The organism is Croceicoccus sp. Ery15 (genome assembly GCF_020985305.1).
GTDB lineage: Bacteria > Pseudomonadota > Alphaproteobacteria > Sphingomonadales > Sphingomonadaceae > Croceicoccus.
Map to the genome: position 1 here is coordinate 967271 of NZ_CP087588.1, position 15129 is coordinate 982399.

Below are 15129 nucleotides of genomic sequence, written 5' to 3' on the forward strand. Positions count from 1 at the left end.
CGAAAGGTCAATCTGACCGCCGGACGCCGTTCAGGGCAGGCGCGTATCGCAGATTATTGCAATAACAGACGATATTGTGCGTCGTCGTGCTCGGCTGGGTCGTAGGAGATTTCAGTGAACGCTGCGCGCACGAAGGCATAGTTGCCGGTGCCGCCGATCACGGATTTGATCCAGCCGGTGGAATTTGACTGCTGCAACCCCGCCCAGCCATCGGTGTTCGATGCGATCAGCTTGCCAACCTTCTCTGCCACATCGGCGATGTCCTCATGCGGGTCGGCCAGCCAGAAGCGCCGGGCAGACAGGATCGCGATGACATACTTCTTGATCTGAAACGGTTTGACCGATGGCCTGGCATTGCACAGCGCCGTTGCCTCGAAGATTTTCAGCCGGATGTGGAAGTCGGTATCGTCGAACTGGCAGGGCCAGCGCTCCTCGGCCAATGCGGAGTCGGCGTCCTCTCGCGCATGGTCGATTGGAACGCCAGCAACCGCGTCCGCTTGTGCGGCGATCCGGGTGACGAACTCGAAATGATTGCTGGTTTGGTGGATGGTGTTGTGCTGCGCGATTGTCAGGGTTTGGGTCCGCTGATCAATATTCGTAACACTGCGATCAACCATCACCGTCACGGGCGCAGAGCTACCGCTGGCCGCCTGTGGCACGGGCGCAGCCGGGGGTCTGTCAGCCATGAGCCATTTGGCGTAGCGGACCCGCCTGAGACCTTTTGATCCTGACGTTGGCAATTGCCGCATGATCGCCTTTTCAGAGAAAAGCAGAACAGCCCATGGGCTGAGCAAAAACTCCGGCGCGACCGCATTGCCGTCTTGATCGTGCAGCAGTTGAGGAGCCTTGGCCGCGTGTTCGAGATAGGCCTTGAGCGGGGCAAGCCTGCTGTCATTGAGCGGCGTGCGTGAGGACCAATCGAAAATGGAATTCTGCACCAGCACGGGGATCGCTTCGCACAGTCCCCAGACCAGCACGGAGCCTCCGATCAGAATGTCCGATGTCCACTCTGATGGCCAAGAGCCTAATGCGCTTGCAGCTTTGGCGGCGAGTGATGTGGCGAAAGTGGCTATGGCCGACCAACGTATCCAATCGAGCAATCTGATGCGCCGGTCGATCCAGCGCTCGCAATCGGCAAGCGCATTGCGGATTTGTGCGCGCCCCTGAGAGATGTCATCCGGGCAAAGCTGAAATGCCAGATCGTCGAGGATGGTCCAGGAGTTGTCCGGCACGACCATCAATCAACTGCCGCGCCGCCCGGCAGGCCAGTTCTTGCGAAAAAATCTGGTTGTCTGACGTGGTTTCATGGACCGGAGATTACCACCGCGCGGCGTTCAGTAAAGCGCACGGCGGTGACGGTTTGGCCACGACCGTCCGGTTCAATGCTTCCGGCCAAAATGATTCATAGGTCCGGTTACGGTCTTTATGATGTACGCAGTGATGGGCGACGGGCAGGGGCATCGTCGGGAGCCGGTAAACGGCGGTATGGAACCGCACAGGGGTACGGACGATGACTTGCGTGACGACAATCGACTGGGTGGCGACCGGGGCCATGCTCTCTGGGATAGGCACTGTGGTAGGCGCGCTGGCCGTAATCGGCGCGGCGGTCATAGGCTCGCGCACCTTCGATAACTGGAAGCGGCAAAAGCTTGCTGAGCGGCACATCGAACAGGCCGAGCGCATTCTGACAGCGACCTACAAGGTGCGACGCGGGCTGTCGCGCGTCCGTAGCCCCGCCATGTGGGGGCACGAGACCGACGCCGCCGAGGAACATCTCAAGGCCAACGGCGAGTGGGAGAAGACCTTCCCCGAAAGCGAGCGCAAGAGCCTGGCGACCACACAGGCCTACTACAACCGCCTGAACGCGACCCGCGACGACCAGCGGGCGCTGGAGGAGTGCCAGCCCATGGCGCGAGCATTCTTCGGCGAGGAGCTGGAGATGGCGCTGGAGAAGCTGAACCACCAGTTCTGGACGGTGAAGGTCTACGTGGATGCAAACCACAACGACAAGACCGGCGCAGACGCCGACTTCCGGCGGAAGATCGAGAGCACGATTTGGGAGGGATACCCGAACGCCGAAGAGAACGAGGTGGACCAGACCATCGCCGCACAGGTCAAGCTAATCGAGGACACCTTGGTGCCCGTGCTGCGGACTGCCAAGCTGAAATGATCGAGCCCCAACGAAGGGCCTACTTTGAACGCACCGCAACGAACCCAATAATGTCGCTTAGGGCCAGACCAAGGGTGCAGTCCTGAGCAGTCAGGATGGCCAATCATACCGCGCAGACCATTCTCGTTCATCGCCGTTTGCCGACGTTCAAATGGGCAGGGTGGAACCTATACGGAACCTAGAATGACTTTCTAGGTTCCACCCCGTCATCGGTCGTCTCGTAACTCATTGATTTTCTGAGAGTTTTTGGTGGACGCACTAGGGCTCGAACCTAGGACCCGCTGATTAAGAGTCAGCTGCTCTACCAACTGAGCTATGCGTCCACATCGTCTGGTTTTCGACGATTGCGGCGTATTCCGAAAGGAGCGATTCGCCGCGGGAGGCCTCCCTATAAAGACTGCGCGCCGCGATGGAAGGGGAAATTTCGACTTTCCGAAAATTTCTTCACGAGGCCTCAGGCAAAACTGCCGGGTTCGCGCCGGTTCCAGCGTTGAACGGCCATGATCACACCGACACAAATCATGATCGTCAGCATCGACGATCCGCCATGGCTCATGAAGGGAAGGGGGATTCCGACCACTGGCGCAAGTCCCATGACCATCATCAGATTGATCGCTGCATAGAAGAAAATCGTCGCCGTCAGCCCAGCCGCCATCAATTGCCCGAACCGGTCGTTGGTGCTGGTGGCGACCTTCAACCCCCAGCGCAGCAGGAGACCAAAAACAAACAGCACGAACAGACCGCCGATCATGCCCCATTCCTCGGCCATGGTGGCAAAAACGAAATCGGTATGCGGCTCGGGCAGATAATTCAGATGGCTTTGCGATCCATTGCCGAACCCCTTGCCAAACAGTCCGCCCGATCCGATCGCAATCTTGGACTGGGTGATATGGTATCCTGCGCCCAGCGGATCGCTTTCGGGGTCCAGAAAGGTGAGAACGCGGCGTTGCTGGTAATCGTGCAGCGCGAAAAAGAACGCCAACGGAATGGCGGCCAGCCCGGCCACACCGACGCCAACGAACCAGATCATCGGCAAACCCGCCAGAAACATCACCACAGCCGCACCGAAGACGATGGCAAGGCTCGTGCCCAAATCGGGCTGCAGCAGCACCAGACCGACCGGCAGGCCGATCAGCACGCCCGGCACGATCAGCGATGAAAACTCACGGGTCGCGGCAGGGGGCAGCATATCGTAAAAGCGGGCAAGGATGATGACGATGGCCGGCTTCATCAGTTCGGAGGGTTGCAAGGTCATGAATCCGAGATTCAGCCATCGCTGGCTGCCGCCGCCGACGAAGCCCATGGCTTCCACGGCCATCAGCATCAAAAGCAGGATGATATAGACCGGCAATGCCATCATGCGCACGAATTCACGCGAGAAGCTGGCGATCACCATGGCCATCACCAGAAACACGGCAAAGCGGACGACATGCAATAACGCCCACGGCATCAGGTTCCCGCCCGCCGCCGAATAGAGCACTGCGGCGCCAAAGCAGACCAGCAGCATCAGCGGGATGATCACACCCCATGGCTGCAACGCGATGATGCGGGGCAGGAACTTGCGGTTCACGGGTTCTCTCCCGCCGGAGACGCTGCGCCAGCGGATGGTGCAGGCGGAGAGGCGGCCTCTGCCGATGCGGCATCGGGGCTGCTGCCTGTCTGTGTGCCTCGGTCCTCGGCCGCGCGCTGGCTTTGCGCGGCGTTCAGTGGCGGCGGCGCGTCGGCCGTGGCGGTGCCGGTCGCCTGATCCAGTTCGGTCGACGAAGGCTTGGGCGCACTGCCGCCATAGGCATTTTCATAGGCGCGATACTTCCGCGCCAGCCGCTCTTGCGCGGTGCCGCCCCATTGACGTTCGTAATCGTGCAGCACGTCCAGCGCCTTGCCCGGATCGAACAGGAACGTCATGACATCGCGCGCCACCGGATAGGCAGAGGACGAGCCCGCGCCATGTTCGATGGCGACGGCGCAGGCGTAACGCGGATTGTCATAAGGGGCAAAGCTGATGAAATGGCCGTGGTCGCGGTATTTCCACGGCACATCCTTGCCGCCACGGCCATAATTCAGCGACACGACTTGCGCCGTACCGGTCTTGCCCGAAAGCTCTACACCGGGAACGGGCAGGCGGGCGCGGCCCGCCGTGCCGCCGCCATTCACCACTTCCCACATGGCATGACGCACGATTTCCAGATGCTCGTCTGGGATGTCGAGATGGGGGGCGGGTTTTGGATCGTTGCTGAGTACAAGGCGCGGTTGCAACCGCCGCCCGCTGGCAATGCGCGACGTCATGACGGCCTGTTGCAACGGATTGACCAGCATATAACCCTGACCGATCGTCGCGTTCACCGTGTCGAACGTCTGCCAGTCGCTATCGTATTTTTTCTTCTTCCACGCCGGATCGGGCACGGTGCCATAGGACTGGCTTTCGACCGGCAGGGGATATTTCCAGCCCATGCCCAGCTTGCGGGCCATATCGGCAATCGCCTGCATGCCCACGCGCTGTGCGAAATAATAGAAATAGACGTCGCAGCTTTGATAAATGCCCTTGGCCATATTGACCGTGCCGTGCCCGCCGCGTTTCCAGCAGCGGAACACGCGATTGCCCACGCGCAGACCGCCGCCGCAGAATACGCTTTCCTCGGGGTCGATCCCTTCCTTCAGAAAGGCAAGAGAGACATAGGGTTTGACCGTCGATCCCGGCGGGTAAAGGCCCGACAGCACCTTGTTGCGCAAAGGCACATGGTCATCCTCGGACAGCATCTTCCATTCGAGCCGGCCGATACCGTCGGAAAAGCTGTTGGGGTCGAAACTGGGCATCGAGGACATGGCAAGGAGGTCACCCTTTTCCAGATCCATCACCACTACCGAACCCGATTCAGGCCCCAGCCTGCGCGCGGCGTAATCCTGTAGCGGACCGTCGATGGTCAGTTGGACAGGATCGCCCTGCACGTCCTCACGCATCTCAAGGTCGCGGACGATCTTGCCTGCGGCGGTTACCTCTGCGCGTCGGGCGCCCGGTTGGCCGCGCAGGTTTTTTTCAAAGTATTTTTCAACGCCATCCTTGCCGATCTTGAAACCCGGCGTGATGAGAAGCGGGTTCTTTTCCTTCTCATACTCCTCGGCCGAAACGGTACCGACATAGCCCAGCAAATGGCCAACCGAAGGGCCGGTCGGATAAAAGCGGGAGAATCCGCGTTGCGGCACCACGCCGGGCAGGTCGGGCAGACGCACCGATAATGCCGCGAATTGTTCCCAATCGACGCCAGTGGCGACTTCGACGGGGCGAAACCCGCGTACTTCGGTGAGCTTGTCGCGCAGATCGGTTATGGCGGCGGGCGAAAGCTCCAGCACTTCGCCCAGTACGGCCAGTGTGCGTTCGCGGTCGACGATGCGTTCGGGCACCAGATCGACGCGGAAATCGGCACGGTTCGATGCAAGCGGCACGCCATGCCGGTCGAGGATCCAGCCACGGCGCGGCGGGATCAGTGTCAGATCGACACGATTGCTCTCTGATGCGAGCTGGTATTTCTCGTTCTGCTCTACCGCCAGCCATGCCATGCGGCCGGCCAGCAACAGGCCGACCCCGCCTTGCAGCGCGCCGATCGCAAAAGTGCGGCGGTCGAATGCGTTCTGCAATTCGCCGGCGCTGACCCGCTTGGGCGCGCGGGGTCGCTTTCGCCACGTCAGGCTGACCATTAACCCAGCACCTTCACGCGGGCACGGCGCAGCACATCAAGAATGGCGACAAGGCGAGTGAACAAGGGAAAGGACAAAATCGAAATCAGCAATTGGGGCAGGATCAGCGAAGGATACCATATCGCACCTGCCATGACTGCAAACATATGGCCAATGGTCAGATACACCCAGATCAGCACGATGGCGACGGCCCAGTCCTGCCAGAAACTGCGCCAGCGTTGCCAGCTGTCCAATGCCTCCAATCCGATCATGGTCAGCGACCATAACAGCACGGCACTACCAAGGGGCTGGCCCGAAAACAGATCGTCGATCAGCCCCAAAGGCGCACCAGCCCAAATCGGCAGCATGCCCGGTCGAAACAGTCGCCACGCGATCAGCAGCATAAAGCCGAGCGGCGGCAGTACCGGTGCCGATGCGATGATCGGCGACAGCGGCGCCAGCGAAATCAAAGCGATGGAGACCCACGGAATGATCGTCGCCAGCACGGGAGAGGGCGCACGATTGAGCCGTCGCTGGAACATGTCCTCGCCGGGAAGACGGTCCCCCTTCAGCGGCATGGGCGCGGGCCGGATGCGGTGGATGTCACGGCGCGATCTCGCCGTCGATATTGCCCAGTTCGGTCATAGGTTGCCAAACCGGTTCGACCATGACGAAATCGGTGGCGGCAGGATCGGAAATGATGCGCGCAACCGCGCCGTCGCGGGTCACGTTTTCGACAATGGCGACAGGGACATTGGGTCGATATAATCCGCCCGAACCCGATGTGACCATCAAATCGCCTTTTTCCAGCGGGTTGATGCCCATTTCGATAAGGCGGACAATCAAAGTGCCATCGGCCTGTCCCTGCGCGAAACCGGCGACATTCCCCTTGATCCGGCGCACCGGCACGATGCTTTGCCCATCGGTGACGAGGAGCACCCGTGCCGTGCGGCGACCCACTTCCAACACGCGTCCGACAAGGCCCGTGGCAGAGCGCACCGGTTGGCCCACCATCACTCCATCCACCGCGCCTGCGCCAATCAGTGCGAAACGGCGGGTGCTGCTGGGGCTTGAGCCGATCAGCCGCGCGCTGGCAACGGGGCGGATATCCTTTTCACGCAGCGAGAGGAGCTGTTTCAGCCTGCGGTTTTCGTCATAGATCGCTTCCGCCTCGGCGAGCTGGGCGCGGGCGATGCGCAATTCTTCCTGCAAGGCGGCGTTCTTGCTGCCTGCATCGATGTAGCCGGTGACAATATCGATGATCGAACGGCTGCTGTTGCGCGTAACGGCTGAAACCTCGCCAACAGGGCGCGCCACATCGCTTGCCGCCGTGCGCGCAAACGCGAAACTGCCCGGACTGAGCAGCGAGATCAGCAGCAACACGATCCCGACCACGCCGCCGCCAATGGCAGCGACATAGCTCGTGAAGATCGAGATGTGCGCCCTCTTGGAAAACCCGGGACGCCGCTCCGCCGACGCCATGTCGTGCTACTCCCCTTCGGCCCGATGGCCGCGTCATGCTTGCGGGGGCCCGATGAACGGCCCCCAAGGTGCCCCGATCGCGGCAGCCCCGAAAGGCTGCCGCCAATAATCAGGCCGTCATCAATACGCCGCGGAACACCGGTTCTTCAAGCGCGCGACCGGTACCGAGCGCCACGCAGGAGAGCGGATCTTCGGCCACAGTCACGGGCAGGCCGGTTTCTTCGCGCAAATGCTCGTCCAGTCCCTTGATCAGCGCACCGCCGCCCGTCAGCACGATGCCCTGATCGACGATATCGGCCGCCAGTTCGGGTGCGGTGTTTTCCAGCGCAATACGCACGCTTTCGACGATGGCTCCGATCGGTTCGGAAAGCGCCTCGGCAATATTCGCCTGGCTGATGGTGATTTCCTTGGGGACGCCATTCACCAGATCGCGGCCGCGCAAATGTATGGTTTCGCCCACACCGTCGGCAGGCGGGATGGCGACAGCGTAATCCTGCTTGATCCGCTCTGCCGTCGACTCGCCGATCAGCAGGTTGTGGTGGCGGCGGACATAGGAAACGATCGCCTCGTCCATCTTGTCGCCGCCGACACGCACGCTGGTGGTATAGGCAAGTCCGCGCAGCGACAGCACCGCAACCTCGGTTGTGCCGCCGCCGATGTCGACCACCATCGACCCGACCGGCTCGGTCACCGGCATGTCGGCGCCGATGGCGGCGGCCATGGGTTCAAGGATCAGATAGACCTGGCTGGCGCCCGCATTGCTGGCCGCATCGCGGATGGCGCGGCGTTCGACCGAGGTGGAGCCGGAAGGGACGCAGATCACGATTTCGGGATGGCGCAGCACGCTACGCTTTCCGTGCACTTTCTTGATGAAATATTTGATCATGTGCTCGGCGACTTCGATGTCGGCGATCACACCGTCGCGCAGGGGGCGGATCGCTTCGATGCTGTCAGGGGTTTTGCCCATCATCATCTTGGCGTCGTCGCCCACGGCCCGCACGCGCTTGATCCCGTTCTCGGTCTCGATCGCGACGACGGAGGGTTCGTTCAATACGATCCCGCGCCCTTCCACATAGACCAGCGTATTCGCTGTGCCGAGGTCGATCGCCATGTTCTGCGAGCCGAACTGGAAAAGACGCGAAAAGAAATTTGCCATTTTAGGTATCGTCCCTCACCGGAGCCGCGTTAGCCCTTGCGCCTGACATGACGCGAGCAGCGGTCCGTAAGTAGTTGCTGGTCCCTAGCGGTGCCTAGCCCAATCCTGCCACCTATGGAAAAAAATTCATGGGGTTCCGCGCGCTTTTCCACATGGAGCATCATTCACTGGCCTCGAAAATCGGGCCGTTCGGCGCTAGCCTTGGTCAATGCCTGTCATCAGACGACTTCCCGAGGCGCTGGTCAACCGCATCGCCGCGGGCGAGGTGGTCGAACGTCCGGCCGCCGCGCTTAAGGAACTGGTTGAAAATTCGATCGATTCCGGCGCGAAAGAGATTGCCGTCACGCTGACCGACGGCGGTCTGGGTTCGATCGAGGTGATCGACGACGGCTGCGGCATGTCGGCAGACGACATGGCACTGGCGCTGGAGCGGCACGCGACATCGAAACTGCCGGTCGAGCTGGTGGGAGAGGAAGGCGCGATCGAAGAGGTTGCGACTCTGGGTTTTCGCGGAGAGGCGCTGCCATCGATTGCCAGCGTCGCGCGGCTGACTATCGAGTCGCGGCCCGCCAGTGCCGCGCAGGGTTGGAAACGCGTGACCGATCATGGCGAAACGGTCGCCGAAGGCCCCGCCGCCCTGCCACCCGGCACGCGCATCAGGGTAGAGGACGTGTTCGCGCGGGTGCCTGCCCGCCGCAAGTTCCTGCGAACGCCGCGCAGCGAATATATGGCTTGTCACGATGTGATGCGCCGCCTCGCCATGGCGCGGCCCGACGTGGGTTTCCGCTTTGCCAATGACGGGCGGCGGATATTCGCGGTGCAAGCGGGCGAGTCGCTTGAAACCCGCGTGTCGCGTCTGGTCGCCCGCGAACTGGCGGACAACGCCGTCAGCATCGATTGCGAACGCGGTCCTGTCGATGCGCCTTTGCGGTTGACGGGTATTGCCGGCCTGCCGACCTATAATCGCGGCGTGGCCGACCATCAGTATCTGTTCGTCAACGGCCGTCCGGTAAAGGACCGTTTGCTGACGGGCGCGGTGCGCGGTGCCTATGCCGATATGCTGGCGCGCGACCGCCATGCCGTGCTGGCGCTGTTCCTGACGGTTCCGCCGGGCGAAGTCGACGTCAATGTCCATCCGGCCAAGACCGAGGTGCGCTTTCGCGATGCCGCCGCCGTTCGCTCGCTGATCGTCGGCGGCTTGCGTGATGCCTTGTCGGCGGGGGACCGGCGTTCGGCACAGCAACCGTCCGCACAGGCCATGTCGGCATGGCGGTCCGAACCGCTTGTACCCGCCGCCGCGCCGACGGGCGATGCGCTGACACTGGCGCTGCGCGAACAGCGGCCCATGTTCGCTGCCCATCCGGCGCCGCAACACCCGCACAGCCCTGCGCAGAATGCATTTCGCGCGATGGAGGCAGCGATACTCGAACCCTCTGCCCGCGCGGAAGAGGCAGAGGATGGCGCGCCCGATGCCGATGAATTCCCCATGGGCGCGGCGCGCGGCCAGATTGCCGAGACCTATATCGTGGCCGAAGCGTCGGACGGGCTGGTGATCGTGGACCAGCACGCGGCGCATGAACGGCTGACACTCGAACGCTTGCGCGCAGCAGGGGCCGAAAGCGGCGTTGCGCGGGCACAGGCCTTGCTGATGCCCGAAGTGGTGGAGATGGAAGAAGGCGATTGCGACCGCATCGAAAGCGCCGCCGACCGTTTGGGCGAGATGGGGCTGGCGGTCGAACGCTTCGGACCCGATGCGGTACTGGTGCGGTCCCTTCCTGCCGCGCTGTCGGGCGCGAATTGCCAAAAGCTGCTTCAGGATATCGCCGACGATATCGCAAATAACGGTGAAGCTTTGCTGCTGGGCGAAAAGCTCGATCTGGTGCTGGCGACCATGGCTTGCCACGGGTCGGTCAGGGCAGGGCGGCGCTTGTCGGTGGTGGAAATGAACGCCCTGCTGCGCGAGATGGAGCGCACACCGCGTTCGGGCCAGTGCAATCACGGGCGCCCCACCTGGGTCAAGCTGTCGATGGGCGATGTCGAGAAACTGTTCGGACGGAAATAGGAAAAATCGGGAGAAGATGATGAAGGCGTCGATCTGGGCCGTGCTGGCCGTGCCTGCCATGCTGGCCGGGTGCGGAGATAATCGCAGTCCCGCGCAAGATGCCGCCGACGTGGCGGAAATCCGTGCGATGCACGATAATCCGCCCGCCGTACCCATCGATCCGGAGCGTATTTCCTATACCGATATCGAGAAGAACGATCTGTTCGGCGCGGGCTGCGGGTTTGCGCCCGAAAACAGCCTGTCGGTCATCGCACTGGCCCAGCCGGAGCGCGGCTTTCTGAAAATCGACGGGGCTATCGTGACCCTGTCACCCGACAAGGGCGGGGCATCGCTGCCGATGAGCAGCTGGCAAAATTACGCGGGCAGCGATTATGCCTTCGAATTAAAGCAGCTGCCCGGCGAGGGTGAGGAAAGCGGCGTGGAAAGCACCAGCTGGCCAGGGTCGCTCACCATTACCGACGCCAAGGGCAAGGCTGTCTATCAATCCGAAGGCACTTTGCAATGCGGGGCCTGATGCCCTAGCCCAGCTTGGCGCGGAATGCGGGAATACTGCCCGAAGCATCCATGTCGGGCACGATGCGGTAACGCGCCAATACCACGCTGAACAGGCCAAACATCAGCAGGCCGATGGCGGTGAGGGTGAACCAGAGGCCGTCGTCGGCAAGGCTGGCGACTGCATTGCCCAGTGTCTTCACCTCGCCGCTGCTGCTGAACCAGCCCGAGCGGACGAGCGACCAGCCGATCACGGTAAACACCACCGCACGCGCCAGATATCCCGCGCCGCCCAGCCAGCGCGTGGCCGATGGCGCGCGCGCGCTGATACGGTGCATGAAACTGCCCGAAATGCCCTTGCGCGCCTGCGAGAAGGCCGCAGCGAAAAAGGCGAGGCCCAAAGCGCCCAGCAGTATGCCACCCAGCGGCATGGACAACAGGCCCGAAGCGGCTTCCTGCGCGCCGTCGCCCGAACCGCCGCTTTCGCTGGTGGCGAATTTATAGGCCGAGTAGGCGAGAGCGAAATGGCCGATTGCGCTGCCGGCATGGCCGATCCGGTGCGCGATCCCCTTACCGTCGCTGCCCTGGTGCTCGATATCGAAGACAGTGGAGGCAAGGCGGAAGAGGCCGTATCCGGCCAGCCCGATCACCAGCAGCCACAATATGACCATGCCGCCGGGCAGTTCCTCGACCGTTTGAAACACGCCGTTCGTGCCTTGCTGGATGCTGCCGATGCTGGTCAGCGCGATCAGCCCGACGAGCGTGTAAAGCACGGCGCGCGAAAGATAGCCCAGCCTGACGAGCCATCTGAATTTTTCGGATTTGTCCACCATTTGCCAGTCCCACGGATTGCTGTCGATTGCCCATGGGAACGGGCGTCCGGCTCAAAAGTGCCCGCAAACCGTGCGGGCACCGCGATCAGACGTTGAATTTGAAGTGCATGACATCGCCGTCCTGCACCACATATTCCTTGCCTTCCTGCCGCAATTTGCCTGCCTCGCGCGCGGCGCTTTCGCCGCCCAGCGTGACATAGTCATTATAGGCAATCGTCTCGGCACGGATGAACCCGCGCTCGAAATCGGTATGGATCTCGCCCGCGGCCTGCGGCGCCTTCGCGCCCGAGGGGAAGGTCCATGCGCGGGTTTCCTTGGGGCCTGCGGTGAAGAAGGTCTTCAACTGCAGCAAGTCGTATCCCGCACGGATCACGCGGGCGAGGCCGCTTTCTGTCAGCCCGATGGCTTCCAGGAATTCGGCGCGGTCTTCGGGTGCCATGGCCACGATCTCGCTTTCGATCGCGGCCGAAACGACGACGGCCTGCGCGCCTTCGGCAGCGGCCTTTTCGAACACCTTGGCCGACAGGGCGTTACCCTCTGCCGCGTCTTCCTCGGCCACGTTGCAGACATAGAGGACCGGTTTCGCGGTCAGCAGCTGCGCCTGTGCGAAAACGCGCGCCTCTTCGTCGTCCTTGGGCTCCGTCAGGCGCGCGGGCTTGCCGTCGCGCAGCAGTTCGAGTGCCTGACCGAGCACGCTGGCGGCAATTTTCGCTTCCTTGTCGCCGCCCGTCGCGCGCTTGGCGGCGGCGGGAACGCGCTTTTCAAGGCTTTCGAGGTCGCTCATCAGCAATTCGGTCTCGACCACCTCGGCATCGGCGATCGGATCGACCTTGTTGGCGACATGCTGGATGTCGTCATCCTCGAAACAGCGCAGCACATGGACGATGGCATCCACCTCGCGAATGTTGCCGAGGAACTGGTTGCCAAGCCCTTCGCCCTTGGACGCGCCCTTTACCAGCCCCGCGATATCGACGAAGGCCAGCTGGGTCGGGATGATCTTTTCGGATTTGGCGATGGCGGCGATCTTGTCCAGCCGCTCATCCGGAACGCCGACCTGCCCGACATTGGGCTCGATCGTGCAAAACGGATAATTCGCCGCCTGCGCTGCCTGCGTCTCGGTCAGCGCGTTGAATAACGTCGACTTGCCGACATTGGGAAGGCCGACGATGCCGCAACGAAAACCCATTTGAAACTCCGCTAGATGGTCTGGCAGGCCCGATAGGCGGTGCCGAACCGAAATGCCAGCAGGAGTTTCACAGCTTTGTCGCGGGCATCGCCGGCCCTTCCGAATTCAGGCTTAGCCTTCCGAGGGAATGGCAGCCTCGATCTGGGCCAGCGTTGCCAGCACGATCACCGCGCCATTGGCATCAAGCGCGAACATTTCCTTGCCCAGCGTGATCTTCTGCTCGTCGGTCAGCGCCAGAACGACGCCTTCTTCCGAAACCGTGTCGATCGTGCCCAGCGTCTGCGCATCCGCCGTGCCGACAGGCGCGCCCGCGACCATCGCTTCGGCCAAAGCGGCTTCGGCAGCGGCCAGCTGCTCGGCCATCATGGTGTCGAGCTCGGTCTTGGTGATGTTGAGCGTAAGGCCGTTGGCATCGGTGCCAAAGGCGTTGAGCGGCAAGGGAACATCATGCGTGCCGGTGTTCACGACGGCGCTGTCGGCGGAAACCTGCGTGACGGTGCCGATGGCGTTGCCGTCATTGCCGGTCACCGTGGCGCCCTGCGTCACCTCGACCGCCGCGGGAGCTGCGGCAGGAGCGGCGTCCTGTGCATAGGCGGTGGCGGGCACGATCGCGAGCGCAGCGGCTGCGGCAGCGAGCTTGGCAAATTTCATTCATCAGTCCTTTGTCTGTTCAAAACGATACGGCACCCACCGGCAGGGCCGGGGCAGTGTTTTGCCGATGGCTGAATTGCGTCGGCGCGCTTTGGCGCAAAAGACGCGTCCCCAAAGGGAGGCCCTATTGAAGCAAGGCAGAAGGCCGAGTGCAAGGGGGCGTTGGCCCCGTTTGCCAATTTCTCTCGCACATGCAGCAGGCAGCGACGAGATAAAAACGCGCAGCACTCAGTCTTTTTTGTGATCTCGGGTCGGGGTTTCCGCCGCATTGGCAAACACTTCGATCCCGTCGTCGGTGGGTTGTGCGGGCACGTCGATCAATGCGCGCTTACCTGAATTCAAGGTGCAATCTAGCGGTCGAGTTTATCGGGCCGGAAACTGCCAATCTGGAGCGGGATGCCTGTTGGCGGTCAGGAGATGCGCCATGGCGGAAAGCGTCGCGCATCGCCTGCGTGGAACAGGCATATCTCGTTACCCGCAGGATCGCGCAGCCGTGCCTCTCGCCACAGCCAGCTCTGATCCTGCGGCATGGTATCGAATGCCAGCCCGCTGGCGGCAAGCCGCGCGACGGTGCCGTCCAGATTGTCGCATTCGAAATAGACGATTGTCGGCGGCGCGGGAAAAACCTCTGCCGCATGGATCGAGAATGTCTCACCCGTCGGCGTTTCGAAGCGGGCATAGCGCGGCGGGGAATCGACGATCTGGGTCAGCCCCAATGCGCGATAGAACGCGACCGATGCCATATAATCAGTGCAACCGACGGTGACCTGATTAAGCCGCATCATGTGCATCCCGCATCATTGCTGCCGTAGCGCGATATAGTTCATGAAACGGGCATCGTCGCCCCTGGCCAGCCATTCGGCCTCTGCCGCGATGGCGCCCAGCATGGTAACCAGATCGTCCTGTTCTGCCTTGGCGTAATTGCCCAGCACATGGCCGGTCACGCGGTCCTTGTGCCCGGGATGGCCAATACCGATACGCACGCGGCGGAAATCGGGGTCAAGGTGCTGCACGATGCTCCTCAGCCCGTTCTGACCGGCCGTGCCCCCACCGTGCTTTACTTTGACTTTCATGGGGGCAAGGTCGAGCTCGTCATGGAATACGGTCAGATCGGCACCGGTCAGCTTGAAAAAGCGCAGCGCCTCGCCAACGCTCCGGCCGCTTTCGTTCATGAAGGTGGCGGGTTTCAGCAGCAGAATCCTAACCCCGCCGATGCGGCCTTCGCAAAGCCAGCCCTGAAACTTCTTTTGCGGGGGCGCAAAGCCGTGCACCTCGGCAATGGTGTCCGCGGCCATAAAGCCGACATTGTGACGGTTGAGCGCATATTTCGCGCCCGGATTTCCAAGACCAACCCATAATTGCATGGCCAAGGCCGTTAGCGGCTAATTCCCCAAATGAAAACGCCGGCCCTGCGAACAGGACCGG

14 protein-coding genes and 1 tRNA gene are annotated in these 15129 nt (G+C 62.0%); 3 read left to right on the forward strand and 12 right to left on the reverse strand.

Annotated elements, in window-relative coordinates:
• Nucleotides 1-53: 53 nt before the first annotated feature.
• A complete protein-coding gene (locus tag LOZ77_RS04800; RefSeq protein ID WP_230281051.1) occupies nucleotides 54-1238 on the reverse strand; it encodes a hypothetical protein in 1185 nt (394 codons plus the stop codon).
• A 281-nt stretch (nucleotides 1239-1519) separates the two neighbouring features.
• Here LOZ77_RS04800 and LOZ77_RS04805 point away from each other — a divergent pair, with 281 nt between their 5' ends.
• Complete coding sequence (locus tag LOZ77_RS04805) at nucleotides 1520-2170, forward strand: hypothetical protein (RefSeq protein WP_230281052.1); 651 nt, start codon at nucleotides 1520-1522, stop codon at nucleotides 2168-2170.
• Nucleotides 2171-2417: 247 nt separating this feature from the next.
• Here the strand turns inward: LOZ77_RS04805 and LOZ77_RS04810 are convergent.
• The 6 genes from LOZ77_RS04810 to LOZ77_RS04835 form a co-directional block, all read right to left on the reverse strand.
• Nucleotides 2418-2493 (reverse strand) — tRNA-Lys (locus LOZ77_RS04810).
• 131 nt (nucleotides 2494-2624) lie between these two features.
• The gene (gene rodA, locus LOZ77_RS04815) at nucleotides 2625-3740 is read right to left on the reverse strand and encodes a rod shape-determining protein RodA (RefSeq protein WP_230281053.1); all 1116 of its coding nucleotides are present in this window, start codon (nucleotides 3738-3740) and stop codon (nucleotides 2625-2627) included.
• Complete coding sequence (gene mrdA, locus LOZ77_RS04820) at nucleotides 3737-5863, reverse strand: penicillin-binding protein 2 (RefSeq protein ID WP_230281054.1); 2127 nt, start codon at nucleotides 5861-5863, stop codon at nucleotides 3737-3739. Before mrdA ends, rodA begins: the two co-directional genes overlap by 4 nt.
• Entirely contained in the window at nucleotides 5863-6420 is a 558-nt protein-coding gene (locus tag LOZ77_RS04825; protein WP_230281055.1) for a rod shape-determining protein MreD, read from the reverse strand. The genes mrdA and LOZ77_RS04825 overlap by 1 nt, the downstream gene beginning before the upstream one ends.
• A gap of 25 nt (nucleotides 6421-6445) precedes the next feature.
• Nucleotides 6446-7324, reverse strand: coding sequence for a rod shape-determining protein MreC (gene mreC, locus LOZ77_RS04830; RefSeq protein WP_230281056.1), 879 nt, complete (start codon nucleotides 7322-7324; stop codon nucleotides 6446-6448).
• 109 nt (nucleotides 7325-7433) lie between these two features.
• On the reverse strand, nucleotides 7434-8480 hold the full coding sequence (locus LOZ77_RS04835) for a rod shape-determining protein (RefSeq protein WP_230281057.1): 1047 nt from the start codon (nucleotides 8478-8480) through the stop codon (nucleotides 7434-7436).
• A 208-nt stretch (nucleotides 8481-8688) separates the two neighbouring features.
• On the opposite strand from LOZ77_RS04835, the gene mutL reads away from it, so the two are divergent.
• Both mutL and LOZ77_RS04845 read left to right on the forward strand, forming a co-directional pair.
• Nucleotides 8689-10542, forward strand: coding sequence for a DNA mismatch repair endonuclease MutL (gene mutL, locus LOZ77_RS04840; protein ID WP_230281058.1), 1854 nt, complete (start codon nucleotides 8689-8691; stop codon nucleotides 10540-10542).
• A gap of 16 nt (nucleotides 10543-10558) precedes the next feature.
• On the forward strand, nucleotides 10559-11056 hold the full coding sequence (locus LOZ77_RS04845) for a hypothetical protein (protein ID WP_230281059.1): 498 nt from the start codon (nucleotides 10559-10561) through the stop codon (nucleotides 11054-11056).
• A 4-nt stretch (nucleotides 11057-11060) separates the two neighbouring features.
• Here LOZ77_RS04845 and LOZ77_RS04850 read toward each other — a convergent pair whose 3' ends face one another.
• The 5 genes from LOZ77_RS04850 to pth form a co-directional block, all read right to left on the reverse strand.
• Nucleotides 11061-11867 carry a DUF1206 domain-containing protein gene (locus LOZ77_RS04850; RefSeq protein WP_230281060.1) on the reverse strand — a complete coding sequence of 269 codons (807 nt, stop codon included), beginning with the start codon at nucleotides 11865-11867 and terminating at the stop codon, nucleotides 11061-11063.
• Between the two features lie 85 nt (nucleotides 11868-11952).
• Complete coding sequence (ychF, locus tag LOZ77_RS04855; protein ID WP_230281061.1) at nucleotides 11953-13053, reverse strand: redox-regulated ATPase YchF; 1101 nt, start codon at nucleotides 13051-13053, stop codon at nucleotides 11953-11955.
• 111 nt (nucleotides 13054-13164) lie between these two features.
• Entirely contained in the window at nucleotides 13165-13704 is a 540-nt protein-coding gene (locus LOZ77_RS04860) for a hypothetical protein (protein ID WP_230281062.1), read from the reverse strand.
• 410 nt (nucleotides 13705-14114) lie between these two features.
• The gene (locus LOZ77_RS04865; RefSeq protein WP_230281063.1) at nucleotides 14115-14489 is read right to left on the reverse strand and encodes a VOC family protein; all 375 of its coding nucleotides are present in this window, start codon (nucleotides 14487-14489) and stop codon (nucleotides 14115-14117) included.
• 12 nt (nucleotides 14490-14501) lie between these two features.
• A complete protein-coding gene (gene pth, locus LOZ77_RS04870) occupies nucleotides 14502-15068 on the reverse strand; it encodes an aminoacyl-tRNA hydrolase (protein WP_230281064.1) in 567 nt (188 codons plus the stop codon).
• Between the last annotated feature and the right edge of the window lie 61 nt (nucleotides 15069-15129).

Excerpts from the sequence above, each read along its gene's own strand:
- LOZ77_RS04835 (WP_230281057.1), bottom strand. The coding sequence starts at position 8,480 with ATGGCAAATTTCTTTTCGCGTCTTTTCCAGTTCGGCTCGCAGAACATG.
- LOZ77_RS04825 (WP_230281055.1), bottom strand. The coding sequence starts at position 6,420 with ATGCCGCTGAAGGGGGACCGTCTTCCCGGCGAGGACATGTTCCAGCGA.
- pth (WP_230281064.1), bottom strand. The coding sequence starts at position 15,068 with ATGCAATTATGGGTTGGTCTTGGAAATCCGGGCGCGAAATATGCGCTC.
- LOZ77_RS04800 (WP_230281051.1), bottom strand. The coding sequence starts at position 1,238 with ATGGTCGTGCCGGACAACTCCTGGACCATCCTCGACGATCTGGCATTT.
- LOZ77_RS04845 (WP_230281059.1), top strand. The coding sequence starts at position 10,559 with ATGATGAAGGCGTCGATCTGGGCCGTGCTGGCCGTGCCTGCCATGCTG.
- mutL (WP_230281058.1), top strand. The coding sequence starts at position 8,689 with ATGCCTGTCATCAGACGACTTCCCGAGGCGCTGGTCAACCGCATCGCC.
- mrdA (WP_230281054.1), bottom strand. The coding sequence starts at position 5,863 with ATGGTCAGCCTGACGTGGCGAAAGCGACCCCGCGCGCCCAAGCGGGTC.
- LOZ77_RS04865 (WP_230281063.1), bottom strand. The coding sequence starts at position 14,489 with ATGATGCGGCTTAATCAGGTCACCGTCGGTTGCACTGATTATATGGCA.
- mreC (WP_230281056.1), bottom strand. The coding sequence starts at position 7,324 with ATGGCGTCGGCGGAGCGGCGTCCCGGGTTTTCCAAGAGGGCGCACATC.
- ychF (WP_230281061.1), bottom strand. The coding sequence starts at position 13,053 with ATGGGTTTTCGTTGCGGCATCGTCGGCCTTCCCAATGTCGGCAAGTCG.
- LOZ77_RS04860 (WP_230281062.1), bottom strand. The coding sequence starts at position 13,704 with ATGAAATTTGCCAAGCTCGCTGCCGCAGCCGCTGCGCTCGCGATCGTG.
- LOZ77_RS04850 (WP_230281060.1), bottom strand. The coding sequence starts at position 11,867 with ATGGTGGACAAATCCGAAAAATTCAGATGGCTCGTCAGGCTGGGCTAT.